Origin of the sequence: Pseudomonas sp. GM50, from assembly GCF_000282375.1 — a bacterium.
Classification (GTDB): Bacteria; Pseudomonadota; Gammaproteobacteria; order Pseudomonadales; family Pseudomonadaceae; genus Aquipseudomonas.
This window is the reverse complement of record NZ_AKJK01000055.1, coordinates 45800-65310: the sequence shown is the minus strand read 5'-3', so window position 1 is coordinate 65310 and position 19511 is coordinate 45800. Positions and strand designations below refer to the sequence as shown.

18 protein-coding genes are annotated in these 19511 nt (G+C 59.5%); 5 read left to right on the top strand and 13 right to left on the bottom strand.

The features are described 5' to 3' along the window. Positions 1-490: 490 nt before the first annotated feature. The gene (locus PMI30_RS15800) at positions 491-847 is read left to right on the top strand and encodes a DUF6124 family protein (protein WP_008009625.1); all 357 of its coding nucleotides are present in this window, start codon (positions 491-493) and stop codon (positions 845-847) included. 186 nt (positions 848-1033) lie between these two features. Next, on the top strand, positions 1034-1663 hold the full coding sequence (locus PMI30_RS15805) for a class I SAM-dependent methyltransferase (protein WP_008009623.1): 630 nt from the start codon (positions 1034-1036) through the stop codon (positions 1661-1663). A 114-nt stretch (positions 1664-1777) separates the two neighbouring features. Here PMI30_RS15805 and PMI30_RS15810 read toward each other — a convergent pair whose 3' ends face one another. The 3 genes from PMI30_RS15810 to PMI30_RS15820 are packed head-to-tail and all read right to left on the bottom strand — an operon-like array spanning position 1778 to position 6995. Continuing rightward, on the bottom strand, positions 1778-4831 hold the full coding sequence (locus tag PMI30_RS15810; protein ID WP_008009621.1) for an efflux RND transporter permease subunit: 3054 nt from the start codon (positions 4829-4831) through the stop codon (positions 1778-1780). Further along, complete coding sequence (locus PMI30_RS15815; RefSeq protein ID WP_008009619.1) at positions 4828-5895, bottom strand: efflux RND transporter periplasmic adaptor subunit; 1068 nt, start codon at positions 5893-5895, stop codon at positions 4828-4830. The genes PMI30_RS15810 and PMI30_RS15815 overlap by 4 nt, the downstream gene beginning before the upstream one ends. Then, positions 5892-6995, bottom strand: coding sequence for an efflux RND transporter periplasmic adaptor subunit (locus PMI30_RS15820; protein ID WP_008009617.1), 1104 nt, complete (start codon positions 6993-6995; stop codon positions 5892-5894). Before PMI30_RS15820 ends, PMI30_RS15815 begins: the two co-directional genes overlap by 4 nt. Before the next feature lie 304 nt (positions 6996-7299). Here PMI30_RS15820 and PMI30_RS15825 point away from each other — a divergent pair, with 304 nt between their 5' ends. Continuing rightward, positions 7300-8460: an AAA family ATPase gene (locus PMI30_RS15825; protein WP_008009615.1), complete on the top strand. Its 1161-nt coding sequence runs from the start codon at positions 7300-7302 to the stop codon at positions 8458-8460. A 146-nt stretch (positions 8461-8606) separates the two neighbouring features. On the opposite strand, the gene PMI30_RS15830 is transcribed toward PMI30_RS15825, so the two are convergent. From PMI30_RS15830 to PMI30_RS15865, 8 genes are all read right to left on the bottom strand, one after another. After that, positions 8607-9488: a transporter substrate-binding domain-containing protein gene (locus PMI30_RS15830; protein ID WP_008009613.1), complete on the bottom strand. Its 882-nt coding sequence runs from the start codon at positions 9486-9488 to the stop codon at positions 8607-8609. Further along, positions 9485-10267, bottom strand: a complete 783-nt coding sequence (locus PMI30_RS15835) for an amino acid ABC transporter ATP-binding protein (RefSeq protein ID WP_008009610.1) — start codon at positions 10265-10267, stop codon at positions 9485-9487. The genes PMI30_RS15830 and PMI30_RS15835 overlap by 4 nt, the downstream gene beginning before the upstream one ends. After that, complete coding sequence (locus PMI30_RS15840; protein ID WP_008009608.1) at positions 10264-10923, bottom strand: amino acid ABC transporter permease; 660 nt, start codon at positions 10921-10923, stop codon at positions 10264-10266. The genes PMI30_RS15835 and PMI30_RS15840 overlap by 4 nt, the downstream gene beginning before the upstream one ends. Then, positions 10904-11569, bottom strand: coding sequence for an amino acid ABC transporter permease (locus PMI30_RS15845; protein WP_007941049.1), 666 nt, complete (start codon positions 11567-11569; stop codon positions 10904-10906). Before PMI30_RS15845 ends, PMI30_RS15840 begins: the two co-directional genes overlap by 20 nt. Positions 11570-12212: 643 nt before the next feature. Next, positions 12213-12995 carry a MetQ/NlpA family ABC transporter substrate-binding protein gene (locus tag PMI30_RS15850; RefSeq protein ID WP_008009603.1) on the bottom strand — a complete coding sequence of 261 codons (783 nt, stop codon included), beginning with the start codon at positions 12993-12995 and terminating at the stop codon, positions 12213-12215. A gap of 354 nt (positions 12996-13349) precedes the next feature. After that, complete coding sequence (locus tag PMI30_RS15855) at positions 13350-14282, bottom strand: sigma 54-interacting transcriptional regulator (protein ID WP_008009601.1); 933 nt, start codon at positions 14280-14282, stop codon at positions 13350-13352. A gap of 59 nt (positions 14283-14341) precedes the next feature. Beyond that, on the bottom strand, positions 14342-14923 hold the full coding sequence (locus tag PMI30_RS15860; protein WP_008009598.1) for an alpha/beta hydrolase: 582 nt from the start codon (positions 14921-14923) through the stop codon (positions 14342-14344). Positions 14924-15386: 463 nt separating this feature from the next. Then, positions 15387-16460: a fatty acid desaturase gene (locus tag PMI30_RS15865; RefSeq protein ID WP_008009596.1), complete on the bottom strand. Its 1074-nt coding sequence runs from the start codon at positions 16458-16460 to the stop codon at positions 15387-15389. Positions 16461-16560: 100 nt separating this feature from the next. On the opposite strand from PMI30_RS15865, the gene PMI30_RS15870 reads away from it, so the two are divergent. Beyond that, on the top strand, positions 16561-17565 hold the full coding sequence (locus tag PMI30_RS15870) for an AraC family transcriptional regulator (protein ID WP_008009595.1): 1005 nt from the start codon (positions 16561-16563) through the stop codon (positions 17563-17565). A gap of 143 nt (positions 17566-17708) precedes the next feature. On the opposite strand, the gene PMI30_RS15875 is transcribed toward PMI30_RS15870, so the two are convergent. Together PMI30_RS15875 and PMI30_RS15880 are read right to left on the bottom strand one after the other, a co-directional pair. Then, on the bottom strand, positions 17709-18068 hold the full coding sequence (locus tag PMI30_RS15875; protein WP_008009591.1) for a response regulator: 360 nt from the start codon (positions 18066-18068) through the stop codon (positions 17709-17711). Positions 18069-18179: 111 nt separating this feature from the next. After that, entirely contained in the window at positions 18180-18866 is a 687-nt protein-coding gene (locus tag PMI30_RS15880; protein WP_008009589.1) for a Crp/Fnr family transcriptional regulator, read from the bottom strand. 85 nt (positions 18867-18951) lie between these two features. Here PMI30_RS15880 and PMI30_RS15885 point away from each other — a divergent pair, with 85 nt between their 5' ends. Further along, the gene (locus PMI30_RS15885; RefSeq protein WP_008009586.1) at positions 18952-19470 is read left to right on the top strand and encodes an Mpo1 family 2-hydroxy fatty acid dioxygenase; all 519 of its coding nucleotides are present in this window, start codon (positions 18952-18954) and stop codon (positions 19468-19470) included. Positions 19471-19511: the final 41 nt, after the last annotated feature.

Sequence of the window (19511 nt, the reverse complement as noted above, 5' to 3'; positions counted from 1 at the left end):
CTGCGCAGCAGTCGTAAACCGGCTGACGCAGCAATCCTGAAGAAACGCGGTGACTGGTTTTAGGGCCGCTTCGCAACCCAACGGGGGCAAGCCCCCTCGCCACAAAAGCTCCATTACCACAGGTAATCACCGACCTGCGGAGGGAACATTTCGCACAGGAAAATCAGAGTGCCAGCAGGCCCGATCCCTTTCATTTGCAGGACATTTCCTAGATCATTCCGCTCGCTTGCGCCGACAGAATCTGGTGGCTAGTCTCGGTTCATCACTGCATATCAGTGATCGGGTTTAGTAGCCCGGATCAATAGGCGCATAGCGTTTCATGCTCATGTCCGGCACTTTTTGCCGGATGTTGAATATGGTGGCTGTGCGTGGGGCGCCCTCGGGTGCACCGGTTTTCCTATTGACCGGCCTACTAACCTGCGTACAGCCGCCACCCCTCGTTTAGTAGGCGAAAAGTGACGGCTCCCATGCAGCAATAGGAGCAACACTCATGGAAAAATCCATCCCCGATCCACCCGAAGATACATCCTCCAACAAAGCCTTCACCGACGACCTGCTCAAAGACCGTTCCGCGCTTTACCGTGCGATCGATTTCCACCTCACCGGCAAGCAACCTTCGGCACCCGATGAATTGCGCTTCTACAACGTCAGCAAAGACGTGAGCTTCGAAGACGCCCAGCTTTATGTGGCTGATCTACTGCGCTGCGCCTCGGTCACGGCGTATCAGTGTGGTGATCAACTCAAGGGGGCCGATCGGGCATTGGTGTTCTCCGTCTGGCATTTGCTGGAGATTGCCAAGGCGATGGTTGATCGGTCCATTGAATGTCTGGGGATGAAACAGGGCTGAGTCTGGCCTTGGGGAATTTGTTGTTAGTGATATCGCCTTCGCGGGCAAGCCTCGCTCCTACAGAGATCGGTGATCGTCCGAACGACTAAATTCTGTAGGAGCGAGGCTTGCCCGCGAATGGCTGCGCAGCAGGCCCCGGCGTCATGGCGTATATTCGGCTAATCCCAATTACCTGCGCAGCCAACCATGAAACAGACTCCCGCCGACCTGGAGCAGATCACTTCCACCACCCTGGGTCATTACAACTCGGTGGCCGAGGACTTCCGTGAAGGCACTCGCGATCACGATGTCAGCCAGAACATCGATGCCCTGTTGCGGCATATTCAGGGTGAGGCACCGTTCAGCATTCTCGACTTTGGCTGTGGCCCTGGCCGTGATCTGAAAACCTTCACCCGCCTGGGCCACAGCGCCGTCGGGCTCGATGGTTCTGAAAAGCTTGCACAGATGGCCCGGGAGGACAGTGGTTGCGAAGTCTGGCAGCAAGACTTTCTGAAGCTCGACCTGCCGGCCGAACGCTTCGACGGGATATTCGCCAATGCGGTGCTGTTTCACATTCCGAGTCAGGAGTTGCCTCGGGTGCTGAAGGAACTGCGCGGGGCGTTGAAACCGGGTGGTGTGTTGTTCAGTTCCAATCCTCGTGGCGAGAATCAGGAAGGCTGGAACGGGCCGCGTTATGGGGCTTATTACGATCTTCAGGTGTGGCAGGAAATGCTGACCGAGGCGGGGTTTGTGGAGCTTGAGCATTATTACCGGCCGGCGGGGCTGCCGCGGGAACAGCAGCCTTGGTTGGCGAGTGTCTGGCGTAAGCCTGTGTAGGCTGTCAGGACGCCAATCGCGAGCAGGCTCGCTCCCACAGGAGATCGAGTCTGCCTGAACAACTCGGTCAACTGTGGGAGCGAGCCTGCTCGCGATGAGCGCAAAGCGCTCGCCTCACTGCACCTCTTTCTTCGGCTCGCGAACCTTGTACCAGGCCACGTACAGCGCCGGCAAAAACAGCAGTGTCAGCAACGTCGCGATGATGATCCCGCCAATCATCGCGTAGGCCATCGGCCCCCAGAACACTTCCCGCGCGATCGGGATCATCCCCAGGCTCGCTGCCGCCGCCGTCAACAAAATCGGTCGGCGACGGTGTTCCGTGGCCTGGACCACCGCGTCCCACGGCGTGTAGCCGCTCTTCTCGAAAGAGTCGATCTGGGTCACCAGAATCACCGAGTTGCGGATAATGATGCCGATCAGCGCCAGAATGCCGAGGATCGCCACGAAGCCCATCGGCGTGCCCGTCGGAATCAGCGCCAGCACCACGCCGATCAACCCAAGCGGCGCGACGCTGGCCACCAGAAACAGCTTCTGCACGCTGTGCAACTGGATCATCAGGAAGGTCGCCATCAAAAACAGCATCAACGGCACGACTTTGGCAATCGGCCCTTGAGCCTTGCCGCTTTCCTCCACCGTACCGCCGGTGGCGACTTTGTAGCCCACCGGCAAACTGGCGGCGAATTTGTCGATATCCGGTTGCAGTTGTTGCACCAGGTCGGTCGGTTGAATCTCGTCACGCACCGCCGCCTTGATGGTGATGGTCGGTTTGCGATCACGACGCCAGACCAGCGGCTGTTCGAGTTCATAACGCACCGTGGCAAACGCCAGCAGCGGAATCGACGTGCCACTCGGGGTGACGATCTGCAAGTTCTCCAAGGTTTTCGGACTGCCGCGCTCGGCATCCTCGGCACGACCCACCACGTTGATCAGGTAGATATCATCATCGACCTGCGTGACCGGCAAGCCGACGACGATGCTGTTCATCAGGTTCGCCACATCCTCCGACGACAGCCCCAGTTGCCGCGCCCGGTCTTGGGCGATGTCGATGCGCAAGACTTTGCCCGGCTCGTTCCAGTCGTAAATGATCTCGCCGATGTGGGTGTTCTTATCCAGTTCGGTGGCCAGGGCGATGGCGTGTTTGCGCACCTGATCGATGTCTTTGCCGCTGACCCGGTACTGAATCGGCCGCCCCACCGGCGGGCCCATTTCCAGCGCCTGGACGTAACTGCCGACACCGACGAATTCTTCGCGCAGGCGCTTTTGCAGTCGCGCCGTCAGGGCCGTGCGCGATTCCAGGCCTTTGCTGACGATCACCAGTTGCGCGTAGTACGGGTTTTGCAATTGCTGGTCGAGGGGCAGGTAGAAACGGATCGCCCCCTCGCCGATGTAAGTGCTCCAGCGCACGATGTCCGGGTCGTCCTTGAACGTCGCTTCGAGCTTGTCCACCACCTTGCGGGTTTCGGCGATCGAGGCGTTTTGCGGCAGGTTCAGGTCGACGAGAATTTCCGGGCGGTCGGAGGACGGGAAGAACTGGTTCTGCACGAACTGCATGGAAAACACCGAGAGCACAAACAGCGCCACGGTGATGCCGATGGCCCACCAGCGATTGCGCATGGCCCAGAGCAGGCCGCCATTGAACGCCCGACCGATGCGCCCAGGCTCCGCGTCGTGAGGTTTCACATTGGCGCTCAGAATGTGCACACCGAGTACCGGGGCGAACAGCACGGCGACGATCCACGACACCAGCATCGCCACTGCGATCACGGCAAATAGCGTGAAGGTGTACTCACCGGCCGAGCTGGCGTTCAAGCCGATCGGCACGAAACCGGCGACGGTGACTAACGTGCCGGTGAGCATCGGGAATGCGGTCGAGGTGTAGGCGAAGGTCGCCGCTTGCTCCTTGGTTTCACCCATTTCCAGGCGCGTGACCATCATCTCCACCGTGATCATCGCGTCGTCCACCAGCAGGCCGAGGGCGATGATCAGCGCACCGAGGGAAATCCGCTGCATGGTGATGCCGCTGTATTCCATGAAGAGGAAGACCATCGCCAGCACCAACGGAATCGAACACGCCACCACCAGCCCGGCGCGCACGCCAAGGCTGACGAAGCTGACGATCAGCACGATCACCACCGCTTCGAACAACGCACTGGTGAAACCGCCGACGGCCTCTTCCACCACTTCGGCCTGGTCGGACACGTTGTGCACGCCGACGCCCACCGGCAGGTCGGCCGTCAGCTCATCCATGCGCAGGTGCAGCGCCTTGCCGAAGTCCTGAATGTTGCCGCCCTTTTTCATGGCGATCGCCAGGCCGATGGCCGGCTGGCCGTTGAAGCGAAACTCCGGGGTCGACGGATCGACGTAGCCACGGCTGATGTTGGCGATGTCGGCCAGTCGGTAGAAGCGATCATTGAGCTTCAGGTTGACGTTGGCCAGGTCTTTCTCAGAGGCAAATTGCCCCGAGGTCCGCACCGAAATCCGCTCCGGACCGGCCTCGATCACCCCGGCCGGGGTCACGGCGTTCTGTGATTGCAGGCTCTGCACCACCTGACGCTGATCGATGCCGAGGGCGGCGAGTTTGCGAGTGGAGAAGTTCAGATAAAGGACTTCATCCTGCTCGCCGACCATCTCTACCTTGCCCAACCCCGGGACTTCACGGATTTCGGCACGCACCTGCTCCACGTAATCGCGCAACTGGCGCATCGACAGGCCATCGGCGGTAAAGGCGTACACCGAACCGAACACGTCGCCGAACTCGTCGTTGAAACCCGGCCCTTGCAGGCCCTTCGGGAAGTCACCGCGAATGTCGTTGATCTTCTTGCGCACCTGGTACCAGATTTGCGGGATGTCCTTGGCGCTGGTGGTGTCGAGCAGGTTAACGAAGACCGTTGATTCGCCGGGGCGGGTGTAGCTTTTCACATAGTCGAGCGAGTCGAGTTCTTCGAGTTTTTTCTCGATCCGGTCGGTGACCTGCTTGAGGGTCTGTTCCTGTGTCGCGCCGGGCCAGCGAGTCTGGATCACCATGGTTTTGATGGTGAACGAGGGGTCTTCTTCGCGACCGAGGTTCAGGTACGAGAACACGCCCATCAGCAGCGCGACGAACATCAAATACCAGACAAACGACTGATGTTTGAGGGCCCACTCGGATAAGTTGAAACTCCCTTTCATTGCGGGCGGCCCTCGTCGATTTTCACTTTCTGCCCCGGTTTGAGGCTGTTCACACCCGCGCTGACCACCCGCTCGCCGGTTTTCACGCCGTTGGCCAGGACCACCGTGGCATCAGTCCGGCTGATCAGGCTGACGTCCCGTGGCGAAACGGTTTGCGTCTGTGGATCAACGACCCAGATGCGCAGCTTTCCATCGACCTCCTGCAGCGCGCTCACCGGCAGTTCGAGGCGCGGCTTGATCGCGGAACTGAGGGTCACGCTGATCGCCGTACCGAGGCGAAAGCCCGGTGGCGTATCGGCCAGGCTCAGGCGGGCGCGACGGGTGCGGGTCGCACTTTGCGCCTGGGGTTCGATTTCGCGCACGATGGCGGTGCTGGTGATGCTCGGGTCCAGTTGTGAGGTGACCTGGAACACCACGTCGGCTGGCAATTGATCGACCAGGGTATCGGGCAGGTCGATCACCGCTTCCTTGATGTCCGGCTGCGCCAGGGTCACCACTTGCTGGCCGGCCGTGACCACTTGCCCGGCTTCGGCGTTCCACGCGGTGACGATGGCTTTGTGATCGGCGCGCAGCTCAACGTAGTTGAGTTGGTCCTTCGCCTGATCGACGGCGGCCCTGGCTTGATCGAGGGACGCCTGGGTGGTTTTCAGGTCGGTCTGGGCGATGTCCAGTTGCGCCTGCGCGCCAACCCCGCGGTTGAACAGTTCCTGCTGACGCCGAGCGTTGGCCTGAGCGTTGATGAGCTGCGCCTGAACGCGCGCCAGATCACCCTGAGCCGAGCGCAACTGGTTCTGCTGATCGGTGGGGTCGAGGGTGGCAAGCAAGGCGCCCTTCTGCACTTCGGCGCCGACATCGACGTTACGGCTGGCGATACGCCCCGGCACCCGGAAACCGATGTTGCTTTCGTAACGGGCCTGAATGCTGCCGGCAAACCGGCCGAGGTCTTCTTGATTGAGCGCTTTCACTTCCACGGACAACACCGGCCGAACCGGTTCTGGCGGTGCTTCCTCCTTGGAACAGGCGACCAGCAGCACAGCGGCGGACAACAGCAACAGGCGCTTCATGGCTGGGCTCCTGTCATTGGCGTCTTATAGGTGTTTTCGACGATCTCCACCCTCACGCCCGGATGCAGTAATTGACCGCCTGCGGTGACAACTTTTTCGCCACCGTTGAGGCCAGCGCTGACAATGACTTTGCCGGTCAGGTAACGGCCGACGGTGACCGTGTGCAACTGCGCCTTGCCCTCGGCGTCCACCAGCCACACGGCCGGGTCACTGAGGTTTTTGGTCAGGGCCGACCAAGGCAGCTCCACTGCGATTTTACCGACTGGTTTTGCGGTGGCGCTCACCACCGACCCGAGTTGCATGCCCTCGGGAAGACGGTCGAGGCTGACTTTGACTTGCACTGTGCCGGTCTGCGCCGAGACTGCCGGCGTGACCTCCCGAACGGTGCCCGTGGTCTTGATCTTCGGGTTGTCGAGCAGGCTGACCACAATCGATCTATCCGACGGCGGCTCGGCCAGCAGCGACTCATACACGTTGAACACCGCGTCACGCTCGCCGTCCCGGGCCAGGCTGAAAATCGGCACCGTGGCCTGCACCACCTGGCCAACTTCGGCCTGGCGCGCGGTAATCACCCCCGGCGCATCGGCAATCAGCGCGGTGTAGCTCAGTTGATCACGGGCGTTGGCCAATTGCGCTTGAGCGGCGGCCAATGCGCTTTGACTGCTGCGCAAGGCGGCTTGAGCGGAATCGTATTCGCTCTGGCTGGTGTAGCCCTTGGGCAGGAGTTTTTGTTGGCGAACGAAGGCCGCAGCGGTTTGTTTGACCCGGGCCTGTTCGGCAACCACTTGGGCCTGGGCTGAGTCGACATTGGTTTGCAGGTCCTTGGGATCGAGCTTGGCCAGCACTTGTTTGGCCGAAACCCGGTCACCGACATCGACCATACGCTGGATGATCTTGCCGCCCACGCGGAACGACAGTTCGGTTTGTACTCGCGCCTGGACGTCGCCGGTGAGTGTCACTGCGGCGGCGTAATCCGATGGCTTGACCTCTTGCACAAAGACTCGCGGGCGGTCCTTCTCGACAGGCTTTTTATCGCCACAGGCGGTCAGCAAGGCGATGAGGCTCAGGCCAACCATTAATTTCAATCCGGGACCCGCCATGCAGACTCCTTTGCGTTGTACGAACGTGCCAGTGACGATACGACTGTGAGCTTAGAACAGGGTTCAACAGGTGCACGGGTTTGCTGCACACCTTGTGGCTTGGGGCTTACCTGTGGCGAGGGGGCTTGCCCCCGTTCGGCTGCGCAGCAGACGCAAAATCTGCTATCTCGTTTTGCCTGACACGCCTCATTGAATGGCTTTGGGGCCGCTTCGCAGCCCAGCGCGAGCAAGCTCGCTCGCCACAGGGATCATTGTGTTGCCGACAATAAGGCAGAATGACGAACCATGCAGCAGGAAGCTACCCATGCTCAAAACCCTAGCGGTGGCCAATTACCGCTCGATCAATAAATTGGTGATTCCGCTTGGCCGGTTGAACCTGATCACCGGCCCCAACGGCAGCGGCAAATCCAACCTCTACCGCGCCTTGCGCCTGCTGGCGGAAACCGCTCAAGGTGGCGTGGTCAATGCGCTGGCACGCGAGGGTGGACTGGATTCGACGTTCTGGGCCGGGCCGGAAAACATCAGCCGGCGTATGCGTAACGGCGAAGTGCCGGTCGAGGCAAGCGTGCGACACGGCGTCAAACGCCTGCGCCTGGGGTTTGCCGGTGAAGATTTCAGCTACTCGATCGCGTTGGGCCTTCCGGAGCCGAGTCTGTCGGAGTTCTCCCTAGACCCGGAAATCAAAAAGGAATGCATCTGGTCCGGGCCGTTCTATCGCCCGGCCAGTTTGCTGGTGGATCGCGACGGCCCGATGATTCGCGCTCGGGTCGGTCGCGGCTGGGAAGTACTGGCGCAGCACACACCGAACTTCGACAGCCTGTTCGATCAGGTCGGCAGTTTTCGCACCTCGCCGGAGGTCATGCAATTGCGTGAGTTCATCCGCCGCTGGCGCTTCTACGATCACTTTCGCAGCGACGCCGATGCGCCAGTGCGCCAACCGCAACTGGGCACCCGCACGCCAGTATTGCACCACGACGGTCGCGACCTCGCCGCAGCGTTACAGACCATCCGCGAAATCGGCGATCCCGAAGCCTTGCAGGCGGCGATCAGCGATGCATTCCCCGGCGCGACACTGAATATCGCACCGCTGCAGGGTGGACGGTTTGCGATCGAGTTTTATCAGGAAGGATTGTTGCGACCGTTATCCGCCGCCGAGTTGTCGGACGGGACGTTGCGCTATCTACTGCTGGTCGCGGCGTTGTTGACCCCTCGACCGCCGACGTTGATGGTATTGAACGAGCCGGAAACCAGTCTGCATCCAGACCTGCTGCCGGCGTTGGCGCGCTTGATTATTCGAGCTTCCGAACAGTGTCAGGTGTGGGTGGTGTCCCATGCGCGGCGGTTGATCTCGGCGCTGCAGCAAGACCCGGAATGCAATTGCATTGTGCTGGAGAAGAATTTCGGCCAGACCGGGATGGTCGGGCAGCGGATGCTGGATGAGCCGGCGTGGTATTGGCCGGATTGATCGGCGCTTGAACAACCGAATCGCGAGCAGGCTCGCTCCCACACTGGATCGGCGACTGACACAAAAGTTGTGTTCATCGAAGATCCCCCTGTGGGAGCGAGCCTGCTCGCGATAGCGATCGGAAAGTCACCGCAAAGGTCAGAGACTCACCCCTGCCACTTCCCACCCTCGACAATCACGCTCTCAGGCTTGGTGTCATCGCTCAATTCTTTACGCACATACTGGTCGTACAGCTTGAGCAAAAACTTCTCCTCACCCAACTTCGCCAACTCCACATTCACCCAGTCGCGCAGTTCGATATTGCCCTTCTTCACCGCCGGTGCGATCGGTGCTTCGGCACCCAGTTTTTCCTCCAGCACACGGTAGCCGGGGTTCTGCTTGGCCCAGCTGAACAGCACCAGGTTGTCCTGCGCATATGCGTCGCCGCGACCGTTGGCCAGGGCTTGCAAAGACTCGGAGTTTTTCTCGAACTTCAGCAGTTTCCAGTCCGGATGATTCTTGGTCAGCCAGATATCCGCCGTGGTGCCCGTGGTCACGATGGTGGTGCGGGTCGCCAGGTCATCAAGGTTCTTCACCGAACTCGCCTGCGGCACCAGTGCCTGCACCGCGACCTTGAGGTTCGGGTTGGTGAAGTCCACGGCTTCCTTGCGCTCCGGGGTGACGGTCATGTTGGCCAGGATCAGGTCGACCTTGTCGCTTTGCAGGAACGGAATCCGGCTCGCCGGCTCCACCGCAACGAACTCGACCTTGTTCTCATCACCCAGCAGATCCTTGGCAAATTGACGACCGATGTCGGTATCAAACCCCACGTAGCGCCCGGCCTCATCGACAAAACCGAACGGCGGTTTATCGGTGAAGACGCCGACGATCAGCTTGTCCCGGGCTTTGATTTTTTCCAGGTACCCGGCCGGTGCGGTGCTGACGCTGGCGGCTTTTGGCTTGGCCGGTTCTTCGGTTTTGTTGCAGCCGGCGAGCAGCGCCAGGCCGAATAGAGGGAGTAGCAGCAGAGAAGACTTGGCAGTTTTCATGACAGTTCCAGTTCCTTTGTTTGAGTCGTTTTGGGTAGTGCGGCGACGTAGGAGAACTTCTCCAGGAACTGCTGCGCTCGTGCGGTTTGCGGGTTCGTAAAGAAAATCTCGGGGGGGTGTTGCTCAAGAATGCGCCCGGCGTCCATGAACACGATGCGGTCGGCCACCGCGCGGGCGAAGGCCATTTCGTGAGTGACGATCAGCAGGGTCATGCCCTCGCGGGCCAGGCCCTGAATCACTTCGAGCACTTCCTTGACCATTTCCGGATCGAGGGCGGCGGTGACTTCGTCGAAGAGCATGACCTTGGGGTTCATGCACAGCGAACGGACGATAGCGATGCGTTGCTGCTGGCCGCCGGAGAGCTGGCGCGGGAAGGCGTCGCGCTTGTCCAAAAGGCCCACGCGCTCCAGCAAAGCCTCGGCCTGCGCGCGGGCTTCACGGCGTTCGCGTTTCTGCACCTTGAGTGGTCCGAGCAACAGGTTGTCGAGCACGCTCATGTGCGGGAACAGGTGGTAGCTCTGGAATACCATGCCGATCTGCTGACGCACTTCGCGCCAATCGGTGCCCTTGTCCAGCAACTCGCCTCCGGCAAAATTCAAGCTGCCGCTGTGCGCGACTTCCAGGCCGTTGAGGCAGCGCAGCAAGGTGCTTTTGCCACAGCCGCTGGGGCCGAGGATGACGATCACCTCGCCCTGTTTCACCTGCAGGTCGATGCCGTTGAGCACCTGCTGCTCGCCGAAAAACTTGTTGAAACCCTTGAACTCGATCAATGCACTCATGCTTGCGTCCAGCGCCGCTCCAGCACGCGCGAGGCGGCCGACAGCGGGTAGCAGATGAAAAAGAAAAACAGAAACAGCGCGCCGTAGATCAGCACTGATTCGTAGGTACGTTCGATAATCTGCTGGCCGACTTTGATCACGTCCACCACGCCGATCAGCACCGCCAGCGAGCTGGTCTTGATGATGCGCGTGTAAACGTTGATGGTCGGCGGCGTCATGCGTTTCAGCGCTTGAGGTAGCAGCACGTAGCCGTAGAGTTGCGGGCCATCCAGGCCAATCGACAGCCCGGCCTCACGTTGGCCGCGTGGCAACGAATGCAACGCGCCGCGCACCACTTCACCGACTTCGCTGGCGCCCCATAGCGACAACACCAGCACCGCACACCAGAAGCTCGGAATGCTCAGCCCAAAAAAGATCGGCAGGCCGAAGAACAGCAAATACAACCAGACCAGCACCGGGATCGCCCGGAACAGTTCCAGATAGACCCGCAGAATCGCGTTCAGCCATTTCGAATTCAGCGTGCGCAACACGCCGTAAAGCACGCCGCCCACTGTGCTGATGACGATGCTCAGAAAAGAGATCGACAGGGTTTGCGCAGCGCCTTTGCCCAGTTGCGGCAACGACACCCAGAGCAACTCAAGACCCGAACTGGCCATGCTGGAGCCTCCTTTCCAGACGGCTGAGCAGCAGCGACAACGGCAAAAACAGCAGCACGCAAATCAGTGTCAGCACGGCGAGCATTTCGTAGGTTTTGTAGTAGAGCGCGATGTAGCTTTTGGTGGTGTAGAGAATCTCCGGCACCGCCACCGCCGAGACCACGGTGGTTTCCTTGAGCAGGAAAATGAAATTGGCAAACAGCGACGGCAGGCTGAGGATGCCGGCTTGCGGCAGGATCACGTAGCGCAGCAATTGCCCGTGGGACAGGCCGATGGAGCGACCGGACTCAAGTTGCGCCTGGGGCACCGCATCCACGCCGGCACGCAGGACTTCGGTGAGGTAGGCGCCGCCAAGGAAAGTCATGGTGATGATCGCCGCCGCGAAGCCCGAGACTTTGATGCCCAGGGCCGGCAAGGCGAAGTAGACGAAGAACAACTGGATCAGCAGTGGCGTGTTGCGCGCCAGCTCCACGTACAGCCCGACCAGGCGTTGTAGATAGGGTGTGCGAAACACCAGAATCGTCGCGTTGATCAGCGCCACCAGCAACGAAGTGCCGATGGCGATAAAGCCGACCTGCAGCGTCACACCCACGGCTTTGAGAAACGCCGGCAGGGTGCTGAGGATAAACGCGTAATCGAAAGTCATTGAACATCCTGTACGCCGCTCGGTAAGCGACGATGGCGCAGTCCATGGGCAGTGGATAACCACCCGGCAGGCACCGACTTTAAAGGTATAAAAAGAAGAATTTAAATACCGTTAAAGCATATTGATATCACGCAAAAGACTATCCTGCGGATTTGCCGAGACTGGGGAAGACGACTATTTTTCTTTCAGCCGTAGGACGGATCTTTTTTTCAAAAAGCCCCTCCAAGGACGTACAGCTTTTGGCCAGACTCCGGCCGAACTATCACAAGGAAGAGAAAAATGGCTGACGTAAACGTGCCGCAGCGGCTGGATCCGCAAGACATCGTGAAATTGCTGGTGGCGTTGCGCAAGGCGTTGAAGACCAGAGTGGCCTGAACGATCTTGAGGTAAGCAGGTTCCCTGTGGCTGGAGCTTGTTGTGGCGAGGGGGCTTGCCCCCGTTGGGCGGCGAAGCGGCCCTGAAACCTGCACTCCAATTCCCTCTGACACACCTCATCGACTGATCGGCGACTGCTGCGCAGTCGAACGGGGGCAAGCCCCCTCGCCACAAAAGCCCCTCACCAAAGGTTGAGCAATAAAAAACGCCGACGCTATCGAAAGCCGTCGGCGTTTGAAACCTTGAAGGGGTTTGATACTGCGGTCGATCAGAACGCCGGCAGTACCGCGCCGCTGTACTTCTTGGCGATGAATGCTTTCACTTCAGGACTGGTCAACGCCTTGGCCAGTTTCTGGATGGCAACGCTGTCCTTGTTGTCCGGACGAGCTACCAGGAAGTTCACGTACGGCGAATCGGCACCTTCAATCACTAGCGCATCTTTAGCCGGGTTCAGGCCCGCATCCAGCGCGTAGTTGGTGTTGATCATGTCCAGGTCGACCTGGTCCAGAACACGCGGCAGCATGGCCGATTCCAGCTCCTTGAACTTGAAGTTGTGCGGGTTCTTGGCGATGTCTTTCGGTGTGGCCACAGCGTTTTTCGGGTCTTTCAACTCGATCAGGCCAGCCTTCTGCAGCAGGATCAGGGCACGGCCGCTGTTGCTGCCTTCGTTCGGGATGGCAATGGTTGCGCCGTCTTTCAGCTCAGCCAGGCTTTTGACTTTCTTCGAGTAGCCGCCGAAGGGTTCGACATGCACACCGATCACGGTCACCAGGTTAGTGCCTTTGCCTTCGTTGAAGTTTTTCAGGTACGGCAGGGTCTGGAAGTAGTTGGCGTCCAAACGCTTCTGGTCGACCTGCACGTTCGGCTGAACGTAGTCGGTGAAGACTTTGATCTCCAGGTCCACGCCTTCTTTGGCGAGGGTTGGCTTGATCAATTCAAGAATCTCGGCATGTGGAATCGGGGTCGCTGCAACCACCAGTTTCTCGCCAGCCTGGGCCAGGCCCGCAGTCAGGGCAGCCGCCAATGCGGTGAACAACAGAACCTTTTTCATGCAGTGTCCTTATCGAAATTCGCGGCCATCATCGACGACGGCTGATTAGTACGAGTGCCAGTGATGTGCTATCGCTGGCGTGACGCGGACAATACCGGGATTTTTTATTCCCGAATAATATCTTTTATTCACTTTCATATTCCATTTTGTTCATACATATCTAACTTACACAAAGCCCTGTAGGAGCGAGGCTTGCCCGCGAAGGCATCCTTCCAGACAGACCGAGTCGCCTGCTTCGCGAGCAAGCTTCGCTCCTACAAAAAGCCCGGAACATGACCTCTGTAGGAGCGAGGTGCCCGCGAAGGCGTCCTTCCAGACAGACCGAGCCGCCGGCTTCGCGAGCAAGCTTCGCTCCTACAGAAGGCCGGTGGCTTTGAGCAGTTGTTTCAAGGCCTCTTTCTCGGCGGCGGAACCGTTGCCGAGGATTTTTTTGAGTTGCTGCTCGATCGTCACCAGCGACACCGATGCCTCGGGCAAATTCAAATGCTCCGGCAAAATCTCATCGCCCGTACTCACCAACAACGCAAAGTGGATGACGTTCTCCAACTCCCGTGTGTTGCCCGGCCAACTGTGCCGCTCCAGCAGATGCTGCGCGGCTTCGCTGATCAATGGCACCGGCAGGTCGAGGCGTTGGCTGTAGATGCCGAGGAAGTATTCGGCCAGCGACAAGATATCGCCCACCCGTTCACGCAAGGCCGGCAGTTCGAGTTGGCCTTCGCTGAGGTAGTGATAGAGCCGCTCATGGAATTTTCCGGCAGCCACGGCCTGAGCCAGATCGATGCTGGTGGCGGCCACCAGACGTACGTCCACCGGACTTGGCTGCTGAGCGCCGACGCGAGTGACTTCGTGATTTTCCAGGGCCGCGAGCAACTTGATCTGGATTGGCAACGGCAAGTCGCCGATCTCGTCCAGATAGAGCGTGCCGCCATTGGCCGAACCAAACCAGCCAGCGCGACTGCTGGCCGAACCGCTGTAGCTGCCAGCGGCATAGCCAAACAGTTCAGCGTCGGCGTAGGTCGGGCTGATCGCCCCGCAATTGACTGACACGAACAATCCACCACGGTCACTGGCGCGATGGATATGTCGCGCCAGCAGTTCTTTACCGCTGCCGGTTTCACCGCGAATCAACACCGAAATCGAACGTGGCGCCAGCTGTTCCAGCTCCTGGCGCAACTGCCGGGAGCGCGGGTCGACAAACACCAACGCCTTGGCGCGAATGCTCAGCGGACTTTTTTCCGCGTCGGGAAAGGTCAGCAGCGGCTGACCGAATGTTTCATGCAAGCTCATGGCAGACTCCCGCCCAAAACCGCCGGCAGACGGGGGCGTTTTTAAAAAAAATAAAGGGTTCAAGCGCGACGCAGGGCGTGTTGTTCCATGCGGTTTTGCAGACGATAGAGGTACGCAAAACCCTGCTCCCAACGCTGGTGACCGGACTTCACGTTGATGTGCCCGGCCCCCGATAAAATCCCCGCCTCGGCGCCCCAGTTACGTGCCAGCTCCAGAGCACGCGGTGCACTCACGGCACTGTCGTTGTCAGAACTCACGACCTGACTCGGGAAGGGCAGCAAATGAGTCGGGATCGGCGCAAAGTTGCGCAGGGCCGGTGCGCAGGCCGGGCGTTCGACGTCCGCTGGCGCGACCAGCAGGGCGCCGCGCACCTGACGCAGAAAATTCAGTGGGGCCGTGGCCGCCCAATGGGCAACGGTGATGCAGCCCAAGCTATGGGCGATCAGAATCACGGGCGTGCTGTCGGCGGCAATCGCCTCGGCCAGTGCCGCGACCCAGTCTTCGCGACGAGGCGTCAGCCAGTCGGCCTGCTCCACCCGCGCGCTGTTTGGCAGGCTGTTCTGCCAATGGGTTTGCCAATGATCTTCTGGCGATCCTTGCCAGCCCGGCACAATCAGGTAGCGAATTGATTCGTTGCGCATGGGGAGCTCTCCTGCTGCGTGTCTGTTCCTGATCGAGTATAGGGAGGAGAGTTATATTCGTTAAGGAATAAGAAGCTATTTATTAAGACCTATATCGAATATACGACGCAATCAATGTAGGAGCGGACTTGCTCGCGAAGGCGGTCTGTCAGTAGATATTAATATTGACTGACACGGCGCCTTCGCGAGCAAGCCCGCTCCCACAGGGTTCACTGGCTGGCACTTTATCCGGGATAAAAAAAGGGACCGCACCCTGCCAAGGAGACGGCCCCGGAAACTCGAAATCTGTTAGCGCTGATCAACATCGCTGTGACGCGATAATTGGCTGAAACGGTTATCCGATAAAGGAATATTTAATTACTTTAATAGACCTGAATCGCATATACGAATCACTGCTTGCGTCACACCGTATCGTCCCTTTGGGTCAAATTGATGACCAGCATTTGAGTTTCCGGTTACATCATCAAACCTGAGCGGCACGCACCTCTTGCGTCTCGGTGGTTTCCTTGCGCACAAACCGGTTCGCCCGCCCGAACGTCCCGAAATCATTGAACCGCACCCCCATCTCGCGCATCACCTTGTGCGCCACCGGGACGGTCATCTGCCGGATGTAAAACGGCTCCTTTACCACAAAATGATGGATCCCGTGGCTGCTGCCAAAGTTGAAGCAGAATGCTTGCAACGGCCACATCCACCAAGGGTTCAGCACCTGGGTCTGCTGAATCACATTCCCTGGCTCCACGTCACCGTAGTAGTGCATGTTCGAGCTGACAAAGTGCAGGCAGAACGTACGCAACACGTTCGGGCCGATGATCACTATGGCCGCGACGTCGATCACCTGCATCACCGCCAAAGTAGTTGCCGACCATTCGATGGGCGCCCCCAGCAGATGCGCGATGCCGTTGGTGGAGTGAAAACCGAGGAACACGTACCACGCCCCCCAATGCACCAGCGCCAGTGGCGCATAAACTTTCAGAGAACGCTTGATGATGCTGACTTTGTGCGCCCGGGTCTTGGCCCGCAGCATGCGGATGAACGCCGACATCACGTTGTCGCCGACCATCAACAACCGCGCGATCCCCCAGGGCTCACCGTTGGTGATCGCCCGCTCTTCCATGTCGCTTTCGGTGCCAGACACCTTGTGGTGATTGAGGTGCAAATGGCGGCGAATCCAGGGGTTGATGGTGCTCGGCCGCGCCAGCCACACCAGGCCCATCATCAGGTTGTGCGGAACGCGCTGTTTGCGGAAATACATGCTATGGATCAGGTCATGCTCCAGCTCATGGGTCAGCGAGGCGAAAAACGCGTTGAGCAACAGGCATACCCACCAGGCCATGTACCCGGTGATGTACAGCGCTGCGGAACCGATCATCCCGGCCAACGCGAAGGCCAGAATACCCGCGCCCAAGGCGTCCTGATGGTTGAGAATCGGGTAGCGCTGACGCAGTTCGACACCTTTGGCCAATACCACCTCGCGAATATGCGCTGATCGCTGTGCTGCATTCAGTCGCTGGGGACTTGCAGAAGTACCGTCCATGCTTCCATCCTCTGGTTATTGATGTTCGCATCCTGCCCTGTGATGATTTACGGAGCGGTAGCCGTGAACGCCAACCTGTTGACCGGACGCGCCAATCAACATGACTGAACCGACCTCCCTCGCCAGCTGGACCCGCGCCCTGCGCAAGCAGCTCGATGCGCTGGGGCTCGACAGCACAGCCCTGTGCCAACAGGCGGGGCTCGACCCGCAGTTGATGGACGACCCGAACGCCCGTTACCCGCTGTCCGGCACCACGCGCCTGTGGCACATCGCGGTGCAGGTCAGCGGTGACCCGGCGATTGGCTTGCGGGTGTCGCGTTTCGTCAGCCCCACCACGTTTCATGCGCTGGGTTATGCGTTGGTGGCCAGCGGCAGCCTGCGGGAAGTCTTCGAGCGCATCGTGCGTTATCACCAAGTGGTCAGCAACGCGCTGGATCTGGAGTTGATCCGCGCTGAGGATCGTTACCGCTTCCACCTGAAAATCCCCCAAGGCAACCCCGCGCCAGCCTTCGAAGCCATCGATGCCTTCGCGGCAATTTACGTGCGCACCTGTCGCAATCGCCTGGGCCGTGACTACGCCCCGCTGGCGGTTTACCTGCGCCGCCCGGAACCTGCCGACCCGCATCAATGGCACAAAGTGTTCCGCTCGCCGGTGTATTTCAACGCCGATGAAGACCGACTGGAATTCTCCCTGGTGGATTTCGACAGCCATCTGGACGACGCCAACCCGGAACTGGCCGAACACAACGAAACCGTGCTCAAACGCACCCTGGCGCAGCTCAAGCCCCTGACCTGGGAGCGCAAGGTTCGCGACGCCATTGAAGAGCAATTACCCGAAGGTGAACCGTCGGCCGAATGCATCGCTCAAGCTCTGCACTTGAGTCTGCGCAGCCTGCAACGGCACCTGGCGGACGAGGGTTGTCGGTTCGATACGCTGCTCAACGAAAGTCGGGAAAACCTGGCGCTGCTGCACCTGCGCGACCCGCTGTGCTCGTTGGGCGAAATCAGTTATCTGCTGGGTTTCGCCGACACCAGCAGCTTCAGCCGCGCATTCAAACGCTGGACCGGGATGACGCCGGGGCAGTTTCGGGATGGGTTGCGGTGACAGATCCAGAAGGTGTATTGAATTTTCCGGCCTCTTCGCGGGCAAGCCTCGCTCCTACGGGATTTATGTCGTTCTGACGGTCACAGATCCCCTGTAGGAGCGAGGCTTGCCCGCGAAGGCGTCAATCAATTCAGCGCATGCCATCAACGTTTACGCCGCAATACCTTGCGCACCCGCTTCACCAGCTCACTGACGGCAAACGGTTTGAGCAGGTAATCATCCTCATGCAACTCCAGCCCGCGCAGTCGGTCCTCGATACCGTCCGTGGTGGTGAGGAGCAGCACCGGCGTGTCGCCGAGCTTGCGGATCTGTTGCAGCAACTGCCAGCCGTTGAGCCCCGGTAGCATCACGTCGAGGATGATCAGTTCGTATTCGCCGGATTCGATAAAGCGCCGGCCGTCCATGCCATTGAGCGCCACATCTACCGCGTAACTCGCTTCGCTCAGGCCTTTGGCCAGGAGACTGGCGGTCTCGGGTTCGTCTTCCACTAGCAACACACGCATGGCACACCTCGATTGTCGTCGTCACAGGCTAGGCGCGTTCGCGGATAAAGCCCACCAATACCGTGGTGATTTCAAAAGATGGCAGCCTTCGGCAGTTCCTACAGGTGCACGTCAAATCACCGCCAACGCCCGCAACCGCTCGGCATCCAGAATCTCGATTTCGCCATACTTGAGATTCAATATTCCTTGCCCCTGCAAATCCTTGAGGAGCTGGTTGGTGGTCTGGCGCGACAGCGACAGCATCGATGCCAGTTGCTCCTGAGGCAGTTGCAGAACACGGCGCGGCGGATCGATTTCACCGTAACCCTCGGCAATCATCAGCAAGCGATGAGCCAAGCGTGCCGGAGCTGGCATCAGGCTCAGCTGTTCGAGGTTGATGAAGGTCAGGCGCAGTTTGTGGCTCATCAGTAACGCCAGTTGCCGCCAGTAAACCGGTTGTTGGTCGAGCAACTTCAGCAGCGTCGCCTGCGGAATGTGCAACAGGATGCACTGGCCAACGGCATAGGCATCGTGGGTTCGCGGCTGGCCATCGAACAGGCAGATTTCGCCGAACCAGTGCGGCGCTTCCACCAGGCTCAGTAGCGCCTCCTTGCCCTGCTCGCTCACCGTGCCAATGCGCACCGCCCCTTCAAGCACTGCATACAGCCCGCACGGCGGATCACCGCGTTTGAATAGCAGTTGCCCCGACGGCAGGCGCCGAACTCGGGCCGCAGCCAGCAAACTATCCTGTAAGGGAACAGGTAAATGACTGAACCACTGCCCCGTATCCAGGCGCGAACGCCAAACCTGCATGTCCATGAAAACTCCTGGAGATTGTCGCCTGGCTGACAGAGCGAGAGATGAAACCCGGGGCATCATCCATCACCCTACAGGAGGAATAACAATGAAAAGCCTCGTTGACCATCTCAGTCAATACGCCGCCTACCACCGTGACCCGCGCAATATTGCCAGCCACTTTATCGGTATCCCGCTGATTGTAGTGGCGGTCTCGGTGTTGCTGTCACGGCCGCAATGGGGCGCAGGCTGGATTTCGCCAGCGGTGCTGGTCGCGATGGCGTCGGCGTGGTTTTACCTGCGCCTGGAGATTCGTCTTGGGGTGTTGATGACCGTGTTGCTCGGTCTGTGCATTTGGGCAGGTCAGGTTCTCGCGCAGCAAAGTACGCTGGTCTGGCTGGCCAGCGGCATCGGGATGTTTGTGGTGGGGTGGGCGATTCAGTTTGTCGGGCATCATTACGAAGGGCGCAAACCGGCGTTTGTCGATGATGTGACGGGGTTGATTGTCGGGCCGTTGTTTGTGGTGGTTGAGTTGGCGTTTTTGCTCGGGATGCGGCGTGAGCTGAAAGAGCAGATCGAGGCGCGGGTGGGTGGTGTGCGTTTGCGTCAGAAAAACGCAGCGACGTAAGACGCCATCGCGAGCAGGCTCGCTCCCACAGGGGATTTGTG